Origin of the sequence: Pseudomonas sp. SWI36, from assembly GCF_002948105.1 — a bacterium.
GTDB classification, from domain to species: Bacteria; Pseudomonadota; Gammaproteobacteria; order Pseudomonadales; family Pseudomonadaceae; genus Aquipseudomonas; species Aquipseudomonas alloputida.
Map to the genome: position 1 here is coordinate 2,270,001 of NZ_CP026675.1, position 19,602 is coordinate 2,289,602.

A 19,602-nucleotide genomic window follows, 5' to 3' on the forward strand; every position below is an offset into this window, starting at 1 on the left:
TACTCTAGCTTGCCAGTTTTGGATGCAGTTCCCAGGTTGAGCCCGGGGCTTTCACATCCAACTTAACAAACCACCTACGCGCGCTTTACGCCCAGTAATTCCGATTAACGCTTGCACCCTCTGTATTACCGCGGCTGCTGGCACAGAGTTAGCCGGTGCTTATTCTGTCGGTAACGTCAAAACAGCAAGGTATTAGCTTACTGCCCTTCCTCCCAACTTAAAGTGCTTTACAATCCGAAGACCTTCTTCACACACGCGGCATGGCTGGATCAGGCTTTCGCCCATTGTCCAATATTCCCCACTGCTGCCTCCCGTAGGAGTCTGGACCGTGTCTCAGTTCCAGTGTGACTGATCATCCTCTCAGACCAGTTACGGATCGTCGCCTTGGTGAGCCATTACCCCACCAACTAGCTAATCCGACCTAGGCTCATCTGATAGCGCAAGGCCCGAAGGTCCCCTGCTTTCTCCCGTAGGACGTATGCGGTATTAGCGTTCCTTTCGAAACGTTGTCCCCCACTACCAGGCAGATTCCTAGGCATTACTCACCCGTCCGCCGCTGAATCAAGGAGCAAGCTCCCGTCATCCGCTCGACTTGCATGTGTTAGGCCTGCCGCCAGCGTTCAATCTGAGCCATGATCAAACTCTTCAGTTCAATACTGCTTGGGTTTTTAAGAAACCCTAAACTTGGCTCAGCAATCTCAAATGACTATGTGATTTCTCGCATGGTCACTTGTGATGCTGATAATCTTTTTGACTATCAGTCCGTACTCACAAGCACCCACACGAATTGCTTGATTCGATTTGTTAAAGAGCGTTTGGTTAAGAGCTTTTCGTCTCAACCGAGGCGCGCATTCTACGCTTTCCTCAGAGCCTGTCAAGCGTTTATTTTGAAGTTTTTGCGAGAAAATCGTTTAACTTCAGACACTTAACTCGCTTCGATCTCTCGTCGCGGGAGGTGAATAATACAGCATTCAAAAACACTGTCAACCACCTTTTTACTGCAGCTGGTTGACCTTGCGGCTTACCAGGACGAAGCATGAGCTTCTACTTAAAGACAAAACCCCTACCTGCATGCGCAGATAGGGGTTTTGCGAAATGAATCTTGACGATGACCTACTCTCACATGGGGAAACCCCACACTACCATCGGCGATGCATCGTTTCACTACTGAGTTCGGGATGGGATCAGGTGGTTCCAATGCTCTATGGTCGTCAAGAAATTCTGTTGCCAGAATGTCCAGATGGACAGCCCAGCGAATTCGGATATGCGATATTTGTGGTCTTACGAATTTTCGGGTCTTTCGTCTTCACCACCACAATCTGCGTAGCAGATTGCTTGGGTGTTATATGGTCAAGCCTCACGGGCAATTAGTATTGGTTAGCTCAACGCCTCACAGCGCTTACACACCCAACCTATCAACGTCGTAGTCTTCGACGGCCCTTTAGGGGATTCAAGATCCCAGTGAGATCTCATCTTGAGGCAAGTTTCCCGCTTAGATGCTTTCAGCGGTTATCTCTTCCGAACATAGCTACCCGGCAATGCCACTGGCGTGACAACCGGAACACCAGAGGTTCGTCCACTCCGGTCCTCTCGTACTAGGAGCAGCCCCTCTCAAATCTCAAACGTCCACGGCAGATAGGGACCGAACTGTCTCACGACGTTCTAAACCCAGCTCGCGTACCACTTTAAATGGCGAACAGCCATACCCTTGGGACCGGCTTCAGCCCCAGGATGTGATGAGCCGACATCGAGGTGCCAAACACCGCCGTCGATATGAACTCTTGGGCGGTATCAGCCTGTTATCCCCGGAGTACCTTTTATCCGTTGAGCGATGGCCCTTCCATACAGAACCACCGGATCACTAAGACCTACTTTCGTACCTGCTCGACGTGTTTGTCTCGCAGTCAAGCGCGCTTTTGCCTTTATACTCTACGACCGATTTCCGACCGGTCTGAGCGCACCTTCGTACTCCTCCGTTACTCTTTGGGAGGAGACCGCCCCAGTCAAACTACCCACCATACACTGTCCTCGATCCGGATAACGGACCTGAGTTAGAACCTCAAAGTTGCCAGGGTGGTATTTCAAGGATGGCTCCATGAGAACTGGCGTCCCCACTTCAAAGCCTCCCACCTATCCTACACAAGCAAATTCAAAGTCCAGTGCAAAGCTATAGTAAAGGTTCACGGGGTCTTTCCGTCTAGCCGCGGATACACTGCATCTTCACAGCGATTTCAATTTCACTGAGTCTCGGGTGGAGACAGCGCCGCCATCGTTACGCCATTCGTGCAGGTCGGAACTTACCCGACAAGGAATTTCGCTACCTTAGGACCGTTATAGTTACGGCCGCCGTTTACCGGGGCTTCGATCAAGAGCTTCGCTTGCGCTAACCCCATCAATTAACCTTCCGGCACCGGGCAGGCGTCACACCCTATACGTCCACTTTCGTGTTTGCAGAGTGCTGTGTTTTTAATAAACAGTCGCAGCGGCCTGGTATCTTCGACCGGCATGGGCTTACGGAGCAAGTCCTTCACCCTCGCCGGCGCACCTTCTCCCGAAGTTACGGTGCCATTTTGCCTAGTTCCTTCACCCGAGTTCTCTCAAGCGCCTTGGTATTCTCTACCTAACCACCTGTGTCGGTTTGGGGTACGGTTCCCAGTTATCTGAAGCTTAGGAGCTTTTCTTGGAAGCATGGTATCAACCACTTCGTCGCCTAAAGGCAACTCGTCATCAGCTCTCGGCCTTGAAATCCCGGATTTGCCTAAGATTTCAGCCTACCACCTTAAACCTGGACAACCAACGCCAGGCTGGCCTAACCTTCTCCGTCCCTCCATCGCAATAACTGGAAGTACAGGAATATTAACCTGTTTTCCATCGACTACGCTTTTCAGCCTCGCCTTAGGGACCGACTAACCCTGCGTCGATTAACGTTGCGCAGGAAACCTTGGTCTTTCGGCGTGCGAGTTTTTCACTCGCATTGTCGTTACTCATGTCAGCATTCGCACTTCTGATACCTCCAGCAAGCTTCTCAACTCACCTTCACAGGCTTACAGAACGCTCCTCTACCGCATCATCGTAAGATGATACCCGTAGCTTCGGTGCATGGTTTGAGCCCCGTTACATCTTCCGCGCAGGCCGACTCGACTAGTGAGCTATTACGCTTTCTTTAAAGGGTGGCTGCTTCTAAGCCAACCTCCTAGCTGTCTAAGCCTTCCCACATCGTTTCCCACTTAACCATGACTTTGGGACCTTAGCTGACGGTCTGGGTTGTTTCCCTTTTCACGACGGACGTTAGCACCCGCCGTGTGTCTCCCATGCTCGGCACTTGTAGGTATTCGGAGTTTGCATCGGTTTGGTAAGTCGGGATGACCCCCTAGCCGAAACAGTGCTCTACCCCCTACAGTGATACATGAGGCGCTACCTAAATAGCTTTCGAGGAGAACCAGCTATCTCCGAGCTTGATTAGCCTTTCACTCCGATCCACAGGTCATCCGCTAACTTTTCAACGGTAGTCGGTTCGGTCCTCCAGTCAGTGTTACCTAACCTTCAACCTGCCCATGGATAGATCGCCCGGTTTCGGGTCTATACCCAGCGACTAAACGCCCTATTAAGACTCGCTTTCGCTACGCCTCCCCTATTCGGTTAAGCTCGCCACTGAATATAAGTCGCTGACCCATTATACAAAAGGTACGCAGTCACCTAACAAAGTAGGCTCCCACTGCTTGTACGCATACGGTTTCAGGTTCTATTTCACTCCCCTCTCCGGGGTTCTTTTCGCCTTTCCCTCACGGTACTGGTTCACTATCGGTCAGTCAGTAGTATTTAGCCTTGGAGGATGGTCCCCCCATATTCAGACAAAGTTTCTCGTGCTCCGTCCTACTCGATTTCATTGACAAGAGATTTTCGTGTACGGGGCTATCACCCACTATGGCCGCACTTTCCAGAGCGTTCCACTAATCTCAAATCAACTTAAGGGCTGGTCCCCGTTCGCTCGCCACTACTAAGGGAATCTCGGTTGATTTCTTTTCCTCAGGGTACTTAGATGTTTCAGTTCCCCTGGTTCGCCTCTTGCACCTATGTATTCAGTACAAGATAACCAGCTTATGCTGGCTGGGTTCCCCCATTCAGAGATCTCTGGATCACAGTCTGTTTGCCGACTCCCCAAAGCTTATCGCAGGCTACCACGTCTTTCATCGCCTCTGACTGCCAAGGCATCCACCGTATGCGCTTCTTCACTTGACCATATAACCCCAAGCAATCTGGTTATACTGTGAAGACGACATTCGCCGAAAATTCGTACGTTGCTCTTTCGAGCAGAACTCACAAATTTTACCTTAGCCTGATCCACCAGCAGTGAAACTGGTGTTCAGTCTATATCTATCACATATCCGAATTTTTAAAGAACGATCTGACAAAAGCCAGAAATCAACATTCGATACGAATGCTCATTTCCAGGTTCTGACCAGGAAAAACGTCTTCGACAATGAATCAAGCAATTCGTGTGGGAGCTCATCAGCAGGCTGATGTCGTCGATTAAGGAGGTGATCCAGCCGCAGGTTCCCCTACGGCTACCTTGTTACGACTTCACCCCAGTCATGAATCACACCGTGGTAACCGTCCCCCCGAAGGTTAGACTAGCTACTTCTGGTGCAACCCACTCCCATGGTGTGACGGGCGGTGTGTACAAGGCCCGGGAACGTATTCACCGCGACATTCTGATTCGCGATTACTAGCGATTCCGACTTCACGCAGTCGAGTTGCAGACTGCGATCCGGACTACGATCGGTTTTGTGAGATTAGCTCCACCTCGCGGCTTGGCAACCCTCTGTACCGACCATTGTAGCACGTGTGTAGCCCAGGCCGTAAGGGCCATGATGACTTGACGTCATCCCCACCTTCCTCCGGTTTGTCACCGGCAGTCTCCTTAGAGTGCCCACCATAACGTGCTGGTAACTAAGGACAAGGGTTGCGCTCGTTACGGGACTTAACCCAACATCTCACGACACGAGCTGACGACAGCCATGCAGCACCTGTGTCAGAGTTCCCGAAGGCACCAATCCATCTCTGGAAAGTTCTCTGCATGTCAAGGCCTGGTAAGGTTCTTCGCGTTGCTTCGAATTAAACCACATGCTCCACCGCTTGTGCGGGCCCCCGTCAATTCATTTGAGTTTTAACCTTGCGGCCGTACTCCCCAGGCGGTCAACTTAATGCGTTAGCTGCGCCACTAAAATCTCAAGGATTCCAACGGCTAGTTGACATCGTTTACGGCGTGGACTACCAGGGTATCTAATCCTGTTTGCTCCCCACGCTTTCGCACCTCAGTGTCAGTATCAGTCCAGGTGGTCGCCTTCGCCACTGGTGTTCCTTCCTATATCTACGCATTTCACCGCTACACAGGAAATTCCACCACCCTCTACCGTACTCTAGCTTGCCAGTTTTGGATGCAGTTCCCAGGTTGAGCCCGGGGCTTTCACATCCAACTTAACAAACCACCTACGCGCGCTTTACGCCCAGTAATTCCGATTAACGCTTGCACCCTCTGTATTACCGCGGCTGCTGGCACAGAGTTAGCCGGTGCTTATTCTGTCGGTAACGTCAAAACAGCAAGGTATTAACTTACTGCCCTTCCTCCCAACTTAAAGTGCTTTACAATCCGAAGACCTTCTTCACACACGCGGCATGGCTGGATCAGGCTTTCGCCCATTGTCCAATATTCCCCACTGCTGCCTCCCGTAGGAGTCTGGACCGTGTCTCAGTTCCAGTGTGACTGATCATCCTCTCAGACCAGTTACGGATCGTCGCCTTGGTGAGCCATTACCCCACCAACTAGCTAATCCGACCTAGGCTCATCTGATAGCGCAAGGCCCGAAGGTCCCCTGCTTTCTCCCGTAGGACGTATGCGGTATTAGCGTTCCTTTCGAAACGTTGTCCCCCACTACCAGGCAGATTCCTAGGCATTACTCACCCGTCCGCCGCTGAATCAAGGAGCAAGCTCCCGTCATCCGCTCGACTTGCATGTGTTAGGCCTGCCGCCAGCGTTCAATCTGAGCCATGATCAAACTCTTCAGTTCAATACTGCTTGGGTTTTTAAGAAACCCTAAACTTGGCTCAGCAATCTCAAATGACTATGTGATTTCTCGCATGGCCACTTGTGATGCTGATAATCTTTTTGACTATCAGTCCATACTCACAAGCACCCACACGAATTGCTTGATTCGATTTGTTAAAGAGCGTTTGGTTAAGAGCTTTTCGTCTCAACCGAGGCGCGCATTCTACGCTTTCCTCAGAGTCTGTCAAGCGTTTATTTTGAAGTTTTTTGCGAGAAACTCGTTTAGCTTCAAACACTTGGCTCGCTGCGATCTCTCGTAGCGGGAGGCGAATCATACAGCACTTGGAAGCGCTGTCAACCATCATCTCAACCGCTTTCGATCATTTGATCGTAGCACTTTCAGCTTTTGCCTCAACTACTTAACTCATTGAATCTCAAGGAGTTTTTCGTTCCGATGTCGCTGGAAGTGGGGCGCATTATAAGGGGATTCGAGAGGGCGTCAACCTTTAATTTCAATAAACTTTGATAGCGCTGAAAAACAAAGCGGGGAGGCCTGACGGCCTCCCCGCTTTTCATCTAGAGCACTCCAGCATCACGCAGACGCTGTACCTCGCCAGCATCCAGCCCCAACACTTCCCCAGCACCACTTCGGTATGCTCGCCCAGCAGTGGTGGCGCCCGGCGATACTCCACTGGCGTCTCCGACAACCGTATCGGGCTCGCAACTTGCGGCACACTACCCGCCAATGGATGCGGGATATTCAACGCCAACCCGCGCGCCAGCACCTGGGGGTCCTGGAACATCTGCGCCAGGTTATTGATAGGTCCACATGGCACTCCTGCAGCCTCCAACTGGGCCACCCACTCAGCCGTGGTCTTGAACACCGTAGCCTGGCGAATCAATGGTATCAGCTCAGCCCGGTTGGCCACCCGCAGCTTATTGGTAACGAACCGAGGGTCCTCCGCCCATTGCGGCTGCCCGGCCACCTCAGCGAACTTGCGGAACTGGCTGTCATTACCGACGGTAAGAATGAAATCGCCATCTGCCGTCGGAAAGTCCTGGTAAGGGACTATATTAGGATGCGCATTACCCAGCCGACGGGGAGGGGTGCCCGTGGTCAGGTAGTTCATCGCCTGGTTCGCAAGGCAGGCCACCTGCACATCGAGCAATGCCATGTCGACATGCTGGCCGACCCCTGTCTGATCCCGGTGGGCGAGGGCAGCCAGCATGGCGACCGTGGAATACAACCCGGTCAGAATATCGGTAAGCGCCACACCCACCTTGACCGGCCCTGCGCCTTCTTCACCCTCCGGACGACCGGTCAGGCTCATCAGCCCACCCAACCCCTGGATCATGAAGTCATAGCCAGCACGCTTGGCATAGGGCCCGGTCTGACCGAAGCCGGTAATGGAGCAATAGATAAGCTGCGGGTTGATCGCCTTCAGGCTCTGGTAGTCCAGGCCATAGGCAGCCAGCCCACCTACCTTGAAGTTCTCTATGACGATATCGCACTGTGCCGCCAGCTCCCGCACCAGCCGCTGCCCCTCCGACTGGGTAAAGTCGATGGTCACCGAGCGCTTGTTGCGGTTGGCCGACAGGTAATAGGCCGCCTCACTGGTGTCCTCACCTTCGACATCCTTGAGGAAAGGCGGCCCCCATGAGCGGGTATCGTCGCCACTGCCTGGGCGCTCGACCTTGATCACGTCGGCACCAAGGTCAGCCAGAATCTGACCAGACCACGGGCCGGCCAACACGCGCGAAAGGTCTAGCACCCGCAGATGTGATAGCGCGCCCATGGCTTGCTCCTTATTAATAGAACGCCTGGATACCAGTCTGCGCACGCCCCAGGATAAGTGCATGCACGTCGTGGGTACCTTCATAGGTGTTGACCACCTCCAGGTTAACCAGGTGGCGGGCCACACCAAACTCGTCGGAGATGCCATTGCCGCCCAGCATGTCACGCGCCATACGGGCGATATCCAGCGCCTTGCCGCAGGAATTGCGCTTCATGATGGAGGTGATTTCCACCGCAGCCGTCCCTTCATCCTTCATGCGCCCCAGACGCAGGCAGCCCTGCAGCGCCAGGGTGATTTCGGTCTGCATGTCGGCCAGCTTCTTCTGTATCAACTGGTTGGCGGCCAGTGGACGACCAAACTGCTGACGATCCAGGGTGTATTGGCGGGCGGTGTGCCAGCAGGCTTCAGCGGCACCCAGCGCACCCCACGAAATACCATAGCGAGCCGAATTCAGGCAGGTGAACGGGCCCTTGAGGCCACGCACGTCCGGGAAGATGTTCTCTTCTGGCACGAACACATTGTCCATGACGATTTCGCCAGTGATCGAGGCGCGCAGGCCAACCTTGCCATGAATTGCCGGGGCACTGAGGCCTTGCCAGCCTTTTTCCAGTACGAAGCCACGGATATCGCCCGCATCATCCTTGGCCCACACCACGAACACATCGGCGATGGGGCTGTTGGTGATCCACATCTTGCTGCCGGTCAGCCGGTAGCCACCGTCGACCTTTCTCGCCCGCGTAATCATCGAGCCAGGGTCGGAGCCATGGTTAGGCTCGGTCAAACCGAAGCAACCGATCCACTCGCCACTGGCCAGCTTGGGGAGATATTTCTGCTTTTGAGCTTCGGTGCCAAATTCGTTGATCGGCACCATCACCAACGACGACTGCACACTCATCATCGAGCGGTAACCCGAGTCGATGCGTTCCACTTCGCGAGCAATAAGGCCGTAGCACACATAGTTCAGGCCGCTGCCACCGTATTGCTCGGGGATGGTTGCACCCAACAGGCCGACTTCACCCATCTCGCGGAAGATCGCCGGATCGGTCTGCTCGTGGCGGAAGGCCTCGAGCACACGCGGCGCCAGCTTGTCCTGGGCGAACTGATAAGCGCTGTCACGCACCATGCGCTCTTCTTCAGTGAGCTGCTGATCCAGCAGCAACGGGTCGATCCAGTTGAAGCTTGCTTTACCGGCCATGAGCGAATCCTCGAAATAGGGGTCAGTTTCTTGTGCCTTTGAGCCTAGGCCTGATCGGCTGCGGGGACAAACGAGGATTGCGCACCGATTAGTGATATTTTGTCACTCCGTAAATCGGCAAAACGCCTTATTGACAGCCTTACAAGTGAGGTTGACGTACATGCGTCGTAAGATCCCCAGTACCGCCGCCCTGATTTGCTTCGAGGCGGCAGCCCGTAACGAGAGCTTTACCAAGGCTGCCCAGGAACTCGCGCTGACCCAGGGTGCCGTCTGTCGGCAGATCGGTGGCCTGGAAGCCTTCCTTAATGTGGAACTGTTCCGTCGCTCGCGCCGCGGCGTGAGGCTGACCGAAGCCGGCCTGTCCTACAGTCGCCAGGTGGCGGCCCAACTGGACGCCGTGGAGCGCGATACCTTGTCGGTAATGCGCCAGCAAGGCGCCAATGTGATCGAACTGGCGGTAGTGCCGACTTTTGGCACTCAATGGCTGCTACCACGACTCAAGGACTTCCAGCAGCGCCACCCGGAGGTCACAGTCAACCTCACCAACCGCACCCGGCCATTCCTGTTTGCCGACACGACCTTCGATGCCGCCATCTATTTTGGTGATGCGGACTGGTCAGGCACCCAATCGCACCAATTGATGGGTGAAAACCCGGTACCTGTGTGCAGTCCGGCGCTGCTGAACGGCCAAGGCATGCTCGAGGCACACCACATCGCGCAGCTACCACTGCTGCAGCAGAGCACACGCCCGTATGCCTGGCGGCAATGGTTCGGCAGTGTGGGCATGAATGTGGAGCGCGACATGACAGGCCCGCGCTATGAACTATTCTCGATGCTCGCCCAGGCGGCCATGCACGATATGGGCATTGCCCTGATACCACCGTTCCTGATCCAGCGGGAGCTGGAGGAGGGAAGGCTGGTGGTCGCTAACAGGCATGCCCTGAGTAGCGACAAGGCCTACTATCTGATGATTCCAGAGCGCAAGGTGGAGTCGGCGTCGCTACGCGCCTTTCGCGACTGGCTGGTAAGTCAGGCTCAGGCCTACATAAATAGCCCAGGGACAAACGCGACAAATTGACCCTGTAGTCAATTATTTTAAACACCTACAGATATATGTATATGTCGCATATTCGCAAACTGTAACGCAAGCATAAAAACACCCTTTAACCGTGCTCAGTACGCGGCTTTGCGGGTTATTTTGCGACATCCAACTAGTCGTAAGCGAATTGGCCGCTTTTTTTTTGATTTTTTCTCCTAATCTGCCAATGGCGCATGTTTGACGGGCTGCAACCCTATTGCTGCGACAAGCGGTCACAGGGTGACTTGTAGTTTTGACTTCGTTTCGCTCCAGAACCGGTTGAAGGCCTTCGGGTTCGTCTGCAAAATGCTTCGCCCCGCCCGGGATCCGGCGGGTTGGCGCTCCACAGCCGCCCCAGCGCACCATCCGAAGTGTGCTGGCTTCTACAAAGACAAAAGGTCACCGCAGGAGAAATAGTCGTGCACATTGGTGTTCCTCTCGAGACGCAGACCGGTGAGACAAGGGTCGCTGCGACCCCCGAAACCATCAAGAAACTGATTGGCCAGGGCCATCAGGTCACCGTTCAACGGGGGGCAGGGCTCAACGCCGCCATTCCGGACAGTGCCTATGAAGCCGTGGGTGCTTCCCTTGGGAGCGCCGCCGATGCCTACGGCGCCCAATTGGTACTCAAAGTGGTCGCCCCCAACGACCAGGAACTGGCCCTGATCAACAGCGGCAGCCTTCTGGTGGGCATGCTCAACCCCTTCAACGGTGAACTGATCGGCAAGATGGCCGAACGCGGCATTACCGCCTTCGCCCTGGAAGCCGCACCGCGAACCTCGCGGGCGCAGAGCCTGGACGTGCTGTCGTCGCAGGCCAACATCGCCGGCTACAAGGCCGTGTTGCTGGCAGCCCATCACTACCCACGCTTCATGCCAATGCTGATGACCGCTGCCGGTACCGTTAAGGCCGCACGCGTGCTGGTACTGGGCGCCGGCGTTGCCGGCTTGCAGGCCATCGCCACAGCCAAGCGCCTGGGTGCGGTGATCGAAGCATCCGACGTTCGCCCGGCAGTGAAAGAGCAGATCGAATCACTGGGTGCAAAATTCATCGACGTGCCATACGAGACCGACGAGGAGCGAGAATGCGCCGAAGGTGTTGGCGGCTATGCCCGACCAATGCCGGCCAGTTGGATGCAGCGCCAGGCACAGGCCGTGCACGAGCGCGCCAAGCAGGCGGATATCGTCATCACCACCGCGCTGATCCCCGGGCGCAAGGCGCCGACCCTGCTAAGCGCCGAAACCGTGGCGCAGATGAAGCCTGGTTCGGTGGTCATCGACCTGGCTGCAGCCCAAGGCGGCAACTGCCCGCTGACCGTCGCAGACCAGGTGGTGCAGGAGAACGGCGTGATCATCGTCGGCCCGACCAACCTGCCGGCCCAGGTGAGTGCCGATGCCTCGGCACTGTATGCACGCAACCTGCTGGACTTCATGAAGCTGCTGTTCGACAAGGATGGCGCGCTGATCATCAACCTCGAAGACGACATCGTCGCGGCCTGCCTGATGTGCCGTGATGGTCAGGTCGTCCGCAAAAACGGCTAAGGAGCACGACAATGGAAGACATGCTGATTTCCCACGGCATCTATAACCTGATCATTTTCGTGCTGGCCATCTATGTGGGCTACCACGTGGTGTGGAACGTCACCCCGGCGCTGCACACCCCACTGATGGCGGTCACCAATGCCATCTCGGCAATCGTCATCGTCGGCGCCATGCTAGCCGCGGCCCTGACCGTGACCCCGGCTGGCAAGCTGATGGGCACCCTGGCCGTGGCCCTTGCCGCAGTCAACGTGTTCGGTGGCTTCCTGGTCACCCGCCGCATGCTTGAGATGTTCAAGAAGAAAACCAAGAACGAGGCGAAGAAGTAAGCATGAGCATGAATCTGGTAACGCTCCTCTACCTCGTCGCCTCGGTGTGCTTCATCCAGGCGCTCAAGGGCCTGTCGCACCCGACCACCTCGCGGCGCGGCAATCTGTTCGGCATGATCGGCATGGGGCTCGCCATCCTCACTACGGTTGGCCTCATTTATAAGCTCGGGGCTGAACTTGCCACTGCCGGTATCGGCTATGTCATCGTCGGCCTGCTGGTCGGTGGCACCGCCGGTTCGATCATGGCCAAGCGCGTCGAAATGACCAAGATGCCCGAACTGGTCGCCTTCATGCACAGCATGATCGGCCTGGCCGCGGTATTCATCGCCATCGCCGCCGTACTAGAGCCGCAGTCGATGGGCATTGTGGCTGCCATCAGCGACCCGATCCCCACCGGTAACCGCCTGGAACTGTTCCTCGGCGCCGCCATTGGTGCCATTACCTTCTCCGGTTCGGTGATCGCCTTTGGCAAGCTGTCGGGCAAGTACAAGTTCCGCTTGTTCCAGGGCGCACCGGTACAGTTCGCTGGCCAGCACAAACTGAACCTGATCCTTGGCCTGACCACCATCGCCCTGGGCCTGCTGTTCACTTTCACTGGCCACTACAGTGCCTTCACCCTGATGCTGGTCCTGGCCTTCATCATGGGTGTGCTGATCATTATTCCGATCGGCGGCGCCGACATGCCAGTGGTGGTGTCGATGCTCAACAGCTACTCGGGGTGGGCAGCGGCCGGCATCGGCTTCTCGCTGAACAACTCGATGCTGATCATCGCCGGTTCCCTGGTAGGTTCGTCCGGTGCCATCCTCTCGTACATCATGTGCAAGGCGATGAACCGTTCGTTCTTCAACGTCATCCTTGGCGGTTTCGGTGGCGATACCGACACTGGCGCGGCGCAAGGTTCGCAAGAACAGCGGCCGGTGAAGTCCGGTTCGGCTGACGATGCCACCTTCCTGCTCAGCAACGCCGACAGCGTGATCATCGTTCCGGGCTACGGCCTGGCGGTAGCCCGCGCACAACACGCGCTGAAAGAGCTGACCGAGAAGCTGACCCACAACGGCGTGACCGTGAAGTATGCGATTCACCCGGTGGCGGGCCGTATGCCCGGGCACATGAACGTACTGCTGGCCGAGGCTGAAGTGCCGTACGATCAGGTATTCGAGATGGAAGACATCAACGCCGAGTTCGGACAGGCCGACGTGGTGCTGGTGCTGGGCGCCAACGACGTGGTCAACCCGGCGGCGAAGAACGATCCCAAGTCGCCAATCGCCGGCATGCCGATCCTCGAAGCGTTCAAGGCCAAGACCATCATCGTCAACAAGCGCTCGATGGCCAGCGGCTATGCCGGCCTGGACAACGAACTGTTCTATCTGGACAAGACCATGATGGTGTTCGGTGACGCCAAGAAGGTCATCGAGGACATGGTCAAGGCGGTGGAGTGACACCAGCCGCTGCAAACCAGCTGATATAAAGGAAGCCCCGGTCAGAATCTGCCGGGGCTTTTCTTTTATTGATCCGGATCAACGGCTCAAATACAAGGCTTCTCATACGACCATGGTCGTGGGACGGCAATGGGCGAAATCTCTAGACTGCGCTGCAGTAGTTTCAGTAGCCCGAGATAACAATCCATGTACCGTGATCGTATCCGCTTGTCCTCCCTGCACAGCAAGGTAATGAGTGCGGCTGATGCCGCTGGTCTGATCGAGGACGGCATGACTGTCGGCATGAGCGGCTTCACCCGCGCCGGCGAAGCCAAGGCCGTACCGCATGCATTGGCCGAACGTGCCAAGCAATCGCCACTGAAAATCAGCCTGATGACCGGCGCCAGCCTGGGCAATGACCTGGACAAACAACTGACCGAGGCCGGTGTGTTGGCCCGCCGCATGCCGTTCCAGGTCGACAGCACCCTGCGCAAAGCCATCAATGACGGCCAGGTGATGTTCATTGACCAGCACCTGTCGGAAACCGTCGAGCAACTGCGCAACCAGCAGCTGAAGCTGCCGGACATCGCGGTCATCGAAGCCGTGGCCATCACCGAGCAAGGCCACATCGTGCCAACCACTTCGGTGGGCAACTCGGCCAGCTTCGCAATCTTCGCCAAGCAGGTGATTGTGGAGATCAACCTCTCGCACAACACCAACCTCGAAGGCCTGCACGACATCTATATCCCAACCTACCGCCCGACTCGCACGCCAATCCCGCTGGTAAAGGTGGACGACCGTATCGGCAGCACCGCGATCCCGATCGATCCGGCCAAGATCGTCGGTATCGTCATCAGCGACCAGCCGGACTCGCCGTCCACTGTGCTGCCGCCAGATGATGAAACACAGGGCATCGCCGACCACCTGATCAACTTCTTCAAGAAGGAAGTGGATGCAGGCCGTATGACCAACAAGCTCGGCCCGCTGCAAGCCGGCATTGGCAGCATTGCCAATGCGGTGATGTGCGGCCTGATCGAGTCGCCGTTCGAAGACCTGACCATGTACTCCGAAGTGCTGCAGGACTCCACCTTCGACCTGATCGATGCCGGCAAGCTTAGCTTCGCATCCGGCAGCTCGATCACCCTGTCGACGCGCCGCAATGCCGATGTGTTCGGCAACCTGGAGCGCTACAAGGACAAGCTGGTGCTACGCCCGCAGGAAATCTCCAACCACCCGGAAGTAGTGCGTCGCCTGGGCATCATCGGTATCAACACCGCACTGGAGTTCGATATCTACGGCAACGTCAACTCCACCCACGTCTGTGGCACCAGGATGATGAACGGCATCGGTGGCTCCGGCGACTTCGCCCGTAACGCCCACCTGGCGGTATTCGTCACCAAGTCGATTGCCAAAGGCGGGGCGATTTCCAGCGTGGTGCCAATGGTCAGCCATGTCGACCACACCGAGCACGACGTGGACATCCTGGTCACCGAGCAGGGCCTGGCGGACCTGCGCGGCCTGGCGCCGCGCGAACGGGCGCGAGCGATCATCGACAACTGTGTGCACCCAGACTACCGCGCTGCGCTGAACGACTACTTCGACCGCGCCTGCCAGCGTGGCGGCCATACCCCGCACATCCTGCGTGAAGCCCTGAGCTGGCACGAAAACCTGGAAGAAACCGGGCGCATGCTGGCCAGCTGATCCAGATGTGGTACGGAACGGCGGCCCTGCTTCCGCTGTTCCGGCCTCTTCGCGGGCTTGCCCGCGAATGGGGCATAACAGTCAAACCCTTCTATCACTACGCCACGCCTCTACTAGCAGCATAATCTGTACTACTGTACTGGTTCTTTCAGACCTTCCCGACTGACAAATCCCCTTCTTCAAATCAGAACGCACCAAATAAGTGCGGACCAGTACAGTTACGCCTATTTCGAGTGCAACAGTAGGGTTACACAGTTAACTGAGCCATCGTCTTTCCACCGAACTGTATCTACTGTTATGGACGACAGAGGAGGATCATTGGCATCAGTTAAATCACTACCTAATGCCGCCATAAGCGGAAGGATGAAGCATCATGGAACGTACCCTCAGTTCCGGTCTGGTTTTTGAAAGCAACGCCCAGCAATCCAACACTTCGCTGCCACTGCGCGCATTGTCGACCCTGCTGCTGTGGCAGCGCCGTATGACCAGCCGTCGTCAACTGGCTCGCCTGGACTCCCGCCTGCTGGCAGACGCCGGTATCAGCGAGTCGCAGCGTTACGAAGAGCTGAGCAAGCCTTTCTGGCGCTAAGCTCCCGGCTTGCCGGCTTCGCCGGCACCGTGAATTCCTCAAACCCGTTGCAGGTGACTGCAGCGGGTTTTTTATGCCCGAGAGACGCGCAGTCGCGTGCTTCAGATTGAGACCAGTACAGTTTTACAAAAACGAAAATTCGCCTTAACAGTTGTCTGACACAGCAGTCGTTGTCATCTCTACACAGCACTGCGTGATACGCTTGGCCTAACCGTCTGCTGGAACCCGTTGAAGAAAACGTACCGTGACGAGCCCTGCAAACGTCCGATACAGCAGAACCAACCTGACCTACCCAGGAGTCCACATCATGAACCGTAAACACCTGCTTGGCGCCGCCCTGCTGCTTGGCCTGGCTGGCACTGCCAATGCCACCAGTTTCGTTGTCACCACCGACGCGGTAGTGGGCGCCGTTGCTGCCTCCACCGACGCCACATCCGACGTGAGCTCTTCCTTCCGCGACGACAAGATTGTCCAGGCAGCCCGCGATGACGCAGCCAGCTTCGTCGGCACTCAGGGCGCTATCCGCGGCGCCCGACTGGAAAGCGCCTTTGTGCACATCCGTTCGAACATGCCGGCCCTGCAAGCCAGCGATGCACAGCTGGCCCAGGCCATCCTGGCACTCTGATACGCGCCATGCACAACAGGTGCGTTGGCTTCGGCCCTCGCACCTGAGGTAGGCTTCGCCGTTCATTTTTCCAGCCTTCAAGAAAGCTCATGCGTTATCTGTTGCCATTGCTGTTCGCCGCCGCAGGCATGGCCAGCGCCCATGCCATGGATACCACCACACAAAGCCTGGTCATCACCGGCTATGTCACCAGCCAGGTCACAGTCGCACCATTCGATCGCAAACTGCTTACACAGGCCCGCGACGATGCCGCCGCATTCGTTGCCAGCGACGGGCTGATCCGTGGTGCACGCCTGGAAGCCGCCCTGGAATCATTACGCCACAATTGCGCACGGCACGCCGTCGGCGATCTGGAACTGGCGCAGGCAATTCTCGTCCAATAACTACATCTGACTCCCTGTATTTTTCGGAGATGCTCCATGCGCAAACCGCTGATTGCCGCTTCCCTCGGCATGCTGCTGCTGGCCGACCTGGCCCAGGCACAGACCCTGGTGGCCACCAGCAACATCATCGTGCGTGCCTTTGGCCGTTCGATCGACTTCACCTCAGACACCACCACCTCGATCCGCGACTCCAAAGTGGTGCGCGAAGCCCACGACGACGCTGCAAGCTTCGTCGCCAGCAACGGTGACATCCGCGGCGTCCAACTCGAGGCGGCCTTCAATACCCTGCGCGAGCGAGTACCGGAAGCGCGCGGCGCCAGCGACCAGGTATTGGCTGAAGCCATACTCGCACTGTGAAGCGCGTGCGTGCCTGGCTGCTTGGCTGCGCCCTGACGCTGCTCGGCACGCCCGCCTTGGCCGACCTGCAGCTTGAGCTGCAGGCGTCCGGCCTCGACCCACAACAAACAAAAGCCTCCCAAGCCCTGCTCGACGAGGCCATGGGCAAGCTGCCACCGCGCTTCAAGCAACAGCTGGACCGCCGCGTGCGGGTCAGCTGGAGCGACAACATGCCTGCCGACGCCTATGGGCAGGCATCACTGATATCCACCCTCGAGCTCAACCGCCGCTTGCTGCCCAGCCTCGCCGATGGCAGCGCCGCCGCCGAGCGCACCGACCGCCCACATGGCACGGTGCATGAAGAGCTGCTGGCCACCGTGCTGCACGAGCTCACCCATCTCTACGACCGTGCCCGCCTGTGGCCCAGCGCCGAAAATGCGCTGATTGCACGCTGCAAACGCCAGCAAGGTACGCTGGGCAAGGTCGGCCTGCCGGAAGAATGCCGCGGGCAGGCCGAGCGCCGCTTCACCCTGAGCGACGACCCACGCCTGCTCGACCTGGCCGGGTGGCAGCAGTACGTGGGCCGACGAGGCGAGCGCGAACAGCACAATGGCCAATTCGTGCGCAGCCCCGACAGCTATGAGTTGAGCAGCCCCAAGGAATACATCGCGGTCAACATGGAGTATTTCCTCCTCGACCCGAGCTACAGCTGCCGTCGCCCGGCGCTGTATCAGTACCTTCGCGAACACTTCGGCTGGGCACCCCAACAGGACACCTGTGCCAAGGGCCTGCCATTCATCAATGCCGGCAGCGACTTCGCCCGCCAGCCGCTAGGTGAAATCGACCCAGAGCGGGTCTACGAAGTGGACTATCTGCTGGCTGAAGCCAATCAGAACCTGGTCAGCCGCTGGGGGCACAGCATGCTGCGCCTGGTGATCTGCAAGCCGGGCCGCCCACGCGGACCAGACTGCCGCCTGGACCTCGATCAAAGCCTGGTGCTGTCGTACCGCGCCTTCGTCAACGACGTGCAACTGTCCAGCTGGGACGGCCTGGTCGGCAACTATCCATCGAGGCTATTCGTGCTGCCGCTGGGCCAGGTGATCGACGAATACACCAAGACCGAGCTGCGCAGCCTGGCCTCGGTGCCCTTGAAGCTCAGCCGCGACGAAATCGAGAACCTGGTGCGCCAGGCCGCCGAGATGCACTGGAGCTATGACGGCAACTACTGGTTCCTGTCCAACAACTGTGCCGTGGAGTCGTTGAAGCTGCTGCGCAGCGGCACCGCCAATCCACGCCTCAACGACCTGGACAGCATCATGCCCAACGGTTTGCTGGCAGTGCTCAAGGGCAGGGGGCTGGCAGATACCAGCGTGCTTGATAACCCGCGCGAAGCGTTACGCCTGGGCTACCGCTTCGATTCTTACCGCGACCGGTACCAGGCCATGTTCGAGGTGCTGAGAAAGCAGTTGCCAATCAAGCAAGCTCTGGTTGAAGACTGGCTGGCCCTCAATGCCGAGCAGCGCCGTAGCTGGTTTGCCAAGGCTGACCTGCGCACCAGTGCGGCACTGCTTCTGCTTGAGCAGGCCAGCCTGCGCCGGCAGCTTCTGCTGGCCCAGGACGAAGTCAAGCAGCGTTACCTGAATGCCGCAGCCTTGAAGGATGGCAGCATCAACAAAGCCGATGCCACGCTCAAGCAAATGCTTGCCAACAGCGGTTTTCTCAGCCGCCCGGCAGAGTTGCTCGATTCCAAAGGCTATGGGCTGCCGCAGCCAGAAGAGCGCAAGCACCTGGAGCAGGTGAGCAGAGAGCGCCAGGCACAGCTGTTGCGCTTGAGCACCAGCCTGGATAAAGAGGTGAGGGCGCTGCTGGAGCCGTCGCGAGCCAAGGAAATTGCAGCGGTCGAGGCAAACGTGAAGCAGATCGGCGAGCACTTGCGAGCGTTGCACAAGGCTGCTGGTGGCCTGCAGTTGTGATGTATGAAGGGCTGGCCCTTTCGCGGGCGAGCCCGCGCCTACAGGCGCTCCTCATCTTCCGAGGGCAAATCCTCATCCAGATGCAGCCAAGGCAACCGGCTGCCTGCCCAGATATGTCGGTTGGCTCGTACCCGCTCAGGGTGATCCAGCGTCGCCACCGTCACATCGATCGTCTGCGGGCTATGCGTGGTCACCAGCGCCACATGCGCCCCACACTGCCCACAGAAGTAGCGGCTGCAACTGGCAGGCGCCACATAGCAGCTCGGCTCGCCCCTTAACCACTGGAACCCAGAACGGGGCAGGGTAAGCCAGGTGACCACCAGTCCACCGCTGACCCGCCTGCAGATCGAACAATGGCAGTGGGCAATGTCCGTCAGGTTGCCCTCCAGCCGATAACGCAGGGCTCCACAATGGCAGCCACCTTCGGTTACATCCTGCATCACCTACCTCTCGTCACCTTTGCTTCAGCGAAAGCTGGCTGAAAGCTTGCCCTTTTAGGATAGCGCCCACTACCGGCACAAGACCGGTCAGCCAGGGCACCCGGTCAATACCGCGCCCGGCCCAATCAACAACAACAATGGTGATTCTGATGTCT

Annotated in this window: 12 protein-coding genes, 4 rRNA genes and 1 pseudogene (1 of these 17 cut by a window edge); 10 read left to right on the top strand and 7 right to left on the bottom strand. The window is 57.2% G+C overall.

Annotated elements, in window-relative coordinates:
- The 6 genes and pseudogenes from C4Q27_RS10905 to C4Q27_RS10930 all read right to left on the bottom strand — a co-directional run.
- Positions 1-652: ribosomal RNA gene (locus C4Q27_RS10905) — 16S ribosomal RNA — on the bottom strand; it reaches 885 nt to the left of the window's first position.
- 448 nt (positions 653-1,100) lie between these two features.
- A 5S ribosomal RNA gene (gene rrf, locus C4Q27_RS10910) occupies positions 1,101-1,216 on the bottom strand.
- A 130-nt stretch (positions 1,217-1,346) separates the two neighbouring features.
- A 23S ribosomal RNA gene (locus C4Q27_RS10915) occupies positions 1,347-4,239 on the bottom strand.
- Positions 4,240-4,531: 292 nt separating this feature from the next.
- A 16S ribosomal RNA gene (locus C4Q27_RS10920) occupies positions 4,532-6,068 on the bottom strand.
- The 16S, 23S and 5S rRNA genes sit together here, the layout of an rRNA operon.
- Positions 6,069-6,622: 554 nt before the next feature.
- A pseudogene (locus C4Q27_RS10925) lies at positions 6,623-7,842 on the bottom strand (CaiB/BaiF CoA transferase family protein).
- 13 nt (positions 7,843-7,855) lie between these two features.
- Positions 7,856-9,037 carry an acyl-CoA dehydrogenase gene (locus C4Q27_RS10930; RefSeq protein ID WP_003252907.1) on the bottom strand — a complete coding sequence of 394 codons (1,182 nt, stop codon included), beginning with the start codon at positions 9,035-9,037 and terminating at the stop codon, positions 7,856-7,858.
- Positions 9,038-9,197: 160 nt separating this feature from the next.
- Here C4Q27_RS10930 and C4Q27_RS10935 point away from each other — a divergent pair, with 160 nt between their 5' ends.
- From C4Q27_RS10935 to C4Q27_RS10980, 10 genes are all read left to right on the top strand, one after another.
- Positions 9,198-10,115 (top strand): LysR family transcriptional regulator, encoded by a 918-nt coding sequence (locus C4Q27_RS10935; protein WP_064490874.1) that lies wholly within the window; start codon positions 9,198-9,200, stop codon positions 10,113-10,115.
- A gap of 419 nt (positions 10,116-10,534) precedes the next feature.
- Entirely contained in the window at positions 10,535-11,656 is a 1,122-nt protein-coding gene (locus tag C4Q27_RS10940; RefSeq protein WP_020191551.1) for a Re/Si-specific NAD(P)(+) transhydrogenase subunit alpha, read from the top strand.
- A gap of 11 nt (positions 11,657-11,667) precedes the next feature.
- Positions 11,668-11,982: an NAD(P) transhydrogenase subunit alpha gene (locus C4Q27_RS10945; RefSeq protein ID WP_003252914.1), complete on the top strand. Its 315-nt coding sequence runs from the start codon at positions 11,668-11,670 to the stop codon at positions 11,980-11,982.
- A gap of 2 nt (positions 11,983-11,984) precedes the next feature.
- Positions 11,985-13,421: an NAD(P)(+) transhydrogenase (Re/Si-specific) subunit beta gene (locus tag C4Q27_RS10950; RefSeq protein WP_003252919.1), complete on the top strand. Its 1,437-nt coding sequence runs from the start codon at positions 11,985-11,987 to the stop codon at positions 13,419-13,421.
- Positions 13,422-13,607: 186 nt separating this feature from the next.
- Positions 13,608-15,101 carry an acetyl-CoA hydrolase/transferase family protein gene (locus tag C4Q27_RS10955; RefSeq protein ID WP_064490875.1) on the top strand — a complete coding sequence of 498 codons (1,494 nt, stop codon included), beginning with the start codon at positions 13,608-13,610 and terminating at the stop codon, positions 15,099-15,101.
- Positions 15,102-15,474: 373 nt separating this feature from the next.
- Positions 15,475-15,690: a DUF1127 domain-containing protein gene (locus C4Q27_RS10960; RefSeq protein WP_003252924.1), complete on the top strand. Its 216-nt coding sequence runs from the start codon at positions 15,475-15,477 to the stop codon at positions 15,688-15,690.
- A gap of 307 nt (positions 15,691-15,997) precedes the next feature.
- The gene (locus C4Q27_RS10965; protein WP_014589278.1) at positions 15,998-16,315 is read left to right on the top strand and encodes a DUF2388 domain-containing protein; all 318 of its coding nucleotides are present in this window, start codon (positions 15,998-16,000) and stop codon (positions 16,313-16,315) included.
- A gap of 89 nt (positions 16,316-16,404) precedes the next feature.
- Positions 16,405-16,698, top strand: coding sequence for a DUF2388 domain-containing protein (locus tag C4Q27_RS10970; RefSeq protein WP_010951544.1), 294 nt, complete (start codon positions 16,405-16,407; stop codon positions 16,696-16,698).
- Between the two features lie 36 nt (positions 16,699-16,734).
- Positions 16,735-17,055 (top strand): DUF2388 domain-containing protein, encoded by a 321-nt coding sequence (locus C4Q27_RS10975; protein WP_003252932.1) that lies wholly within the window; start codon positions 16,735-16,737, stop codon positions 17,053-17,055.
- The gene (locus C4Q27_RS10980; protein ID WP_064490877.1) at positions 17,052-19,007 is read left to right on the top strand and encodes a DUF4105 domain-containing protein; all 1,956 of its coding nucleotides are present in this window, start codon (positions 17,052-17,054) and stop codon (positions 19,005-19,007) included. The genes C4Q27_RS10975 and C4Q27_RS10980 overlap by 4 nt, the downstream gene beginning before the upstream one ends.
- Positions 19,008-19,045: 38 nt before the next feature.
- Here C4Q27_RS10980 and C4Q27_RS10985 read toward each other — a convergent pair whose 3' ends face one another.
- Positions 19,046-19,447, bottom strand: coding sequence for a GFA family protein (locus C4Q27_RS10985; protein WP_020192919.1), 402 nt, complete (start codon positions 19,445-19,447; stop codon positions 19,046-19,048).
- Between the last annotated feature and the right edge of the window lie 155 nt (positions 19,448-19,602).

Coding starts and splice junctions, on each gene's coding strand:
- C4Q27_RS10975 (WP_003252932.1), top strand. CDS start 16,735: ATGCGCAAACCGCTGATTGCCGCTTCCCTCGGCATGCTGCTGCTGGCC.
- C4Q27_RS10950 (WP_003252919.1), top strand. CDS start 11,985: ATGAGCATGAATCTGGTAACGCTCCTCTACCTCGTCGCCTCGGTGTGC.
- C4Q27_RS10935 (WP_064490874.1), top strand. CDS start 9,198: ATGCGTCGTAAGATCCCCAGTACCGCCGCCCTGATTTGCTTCGAGGCG.
- C4Q27_RS10930 (WP_003252907.1), bottom strand. CDS start 9,037: ATGGCCGGTAAAGCAAGCTTCAACTGGATCGACCCGTTGCTGCTGGAT.
- C4Q27_RS10945 (WP_003252914.1), top strand. CDS start 11,668: ATGGAAGACATGCTGATTTCCCACGGCATCTATAACCTGATCATTTTC.
- C4Q27_RS10960 (WP_003252924.1), top strand. CDS start 15,475: ATGGAACGTACCCTCAGTTCCGGTCTGGTTTTTGAAAGCAACGCCCAG.
- C4Q27_RS10965 (WP_014589278.1), top strand. CDS start 15,998: ATGAACCGTAAACACCTGCTTGGCGCCGCCCTGCTGCTTGGCCTGGCT.
- C4Q27_RS10985 (WP_020192919.1), bottom strand. CDS start 19,447: ATGCAGGATGTAACCGAAGGTGGCTGCCATTGTGGAGCCCTGCGTTAT.
- C4Q27_RS10955 (WP_064490875.1), top strand. CDS start 13,608: ATGTACCGTGATCGTATCCGCTTGTCCTCCCTGCACAGCAAGGTAATG.
- C4Q27_RS10970 (WP_010951544.1), top strand. CDS start 16,405: ATGCGTTATCTGTTGCCATTGCTGTTCGCCGCCGCAGGCATGGCCAGC.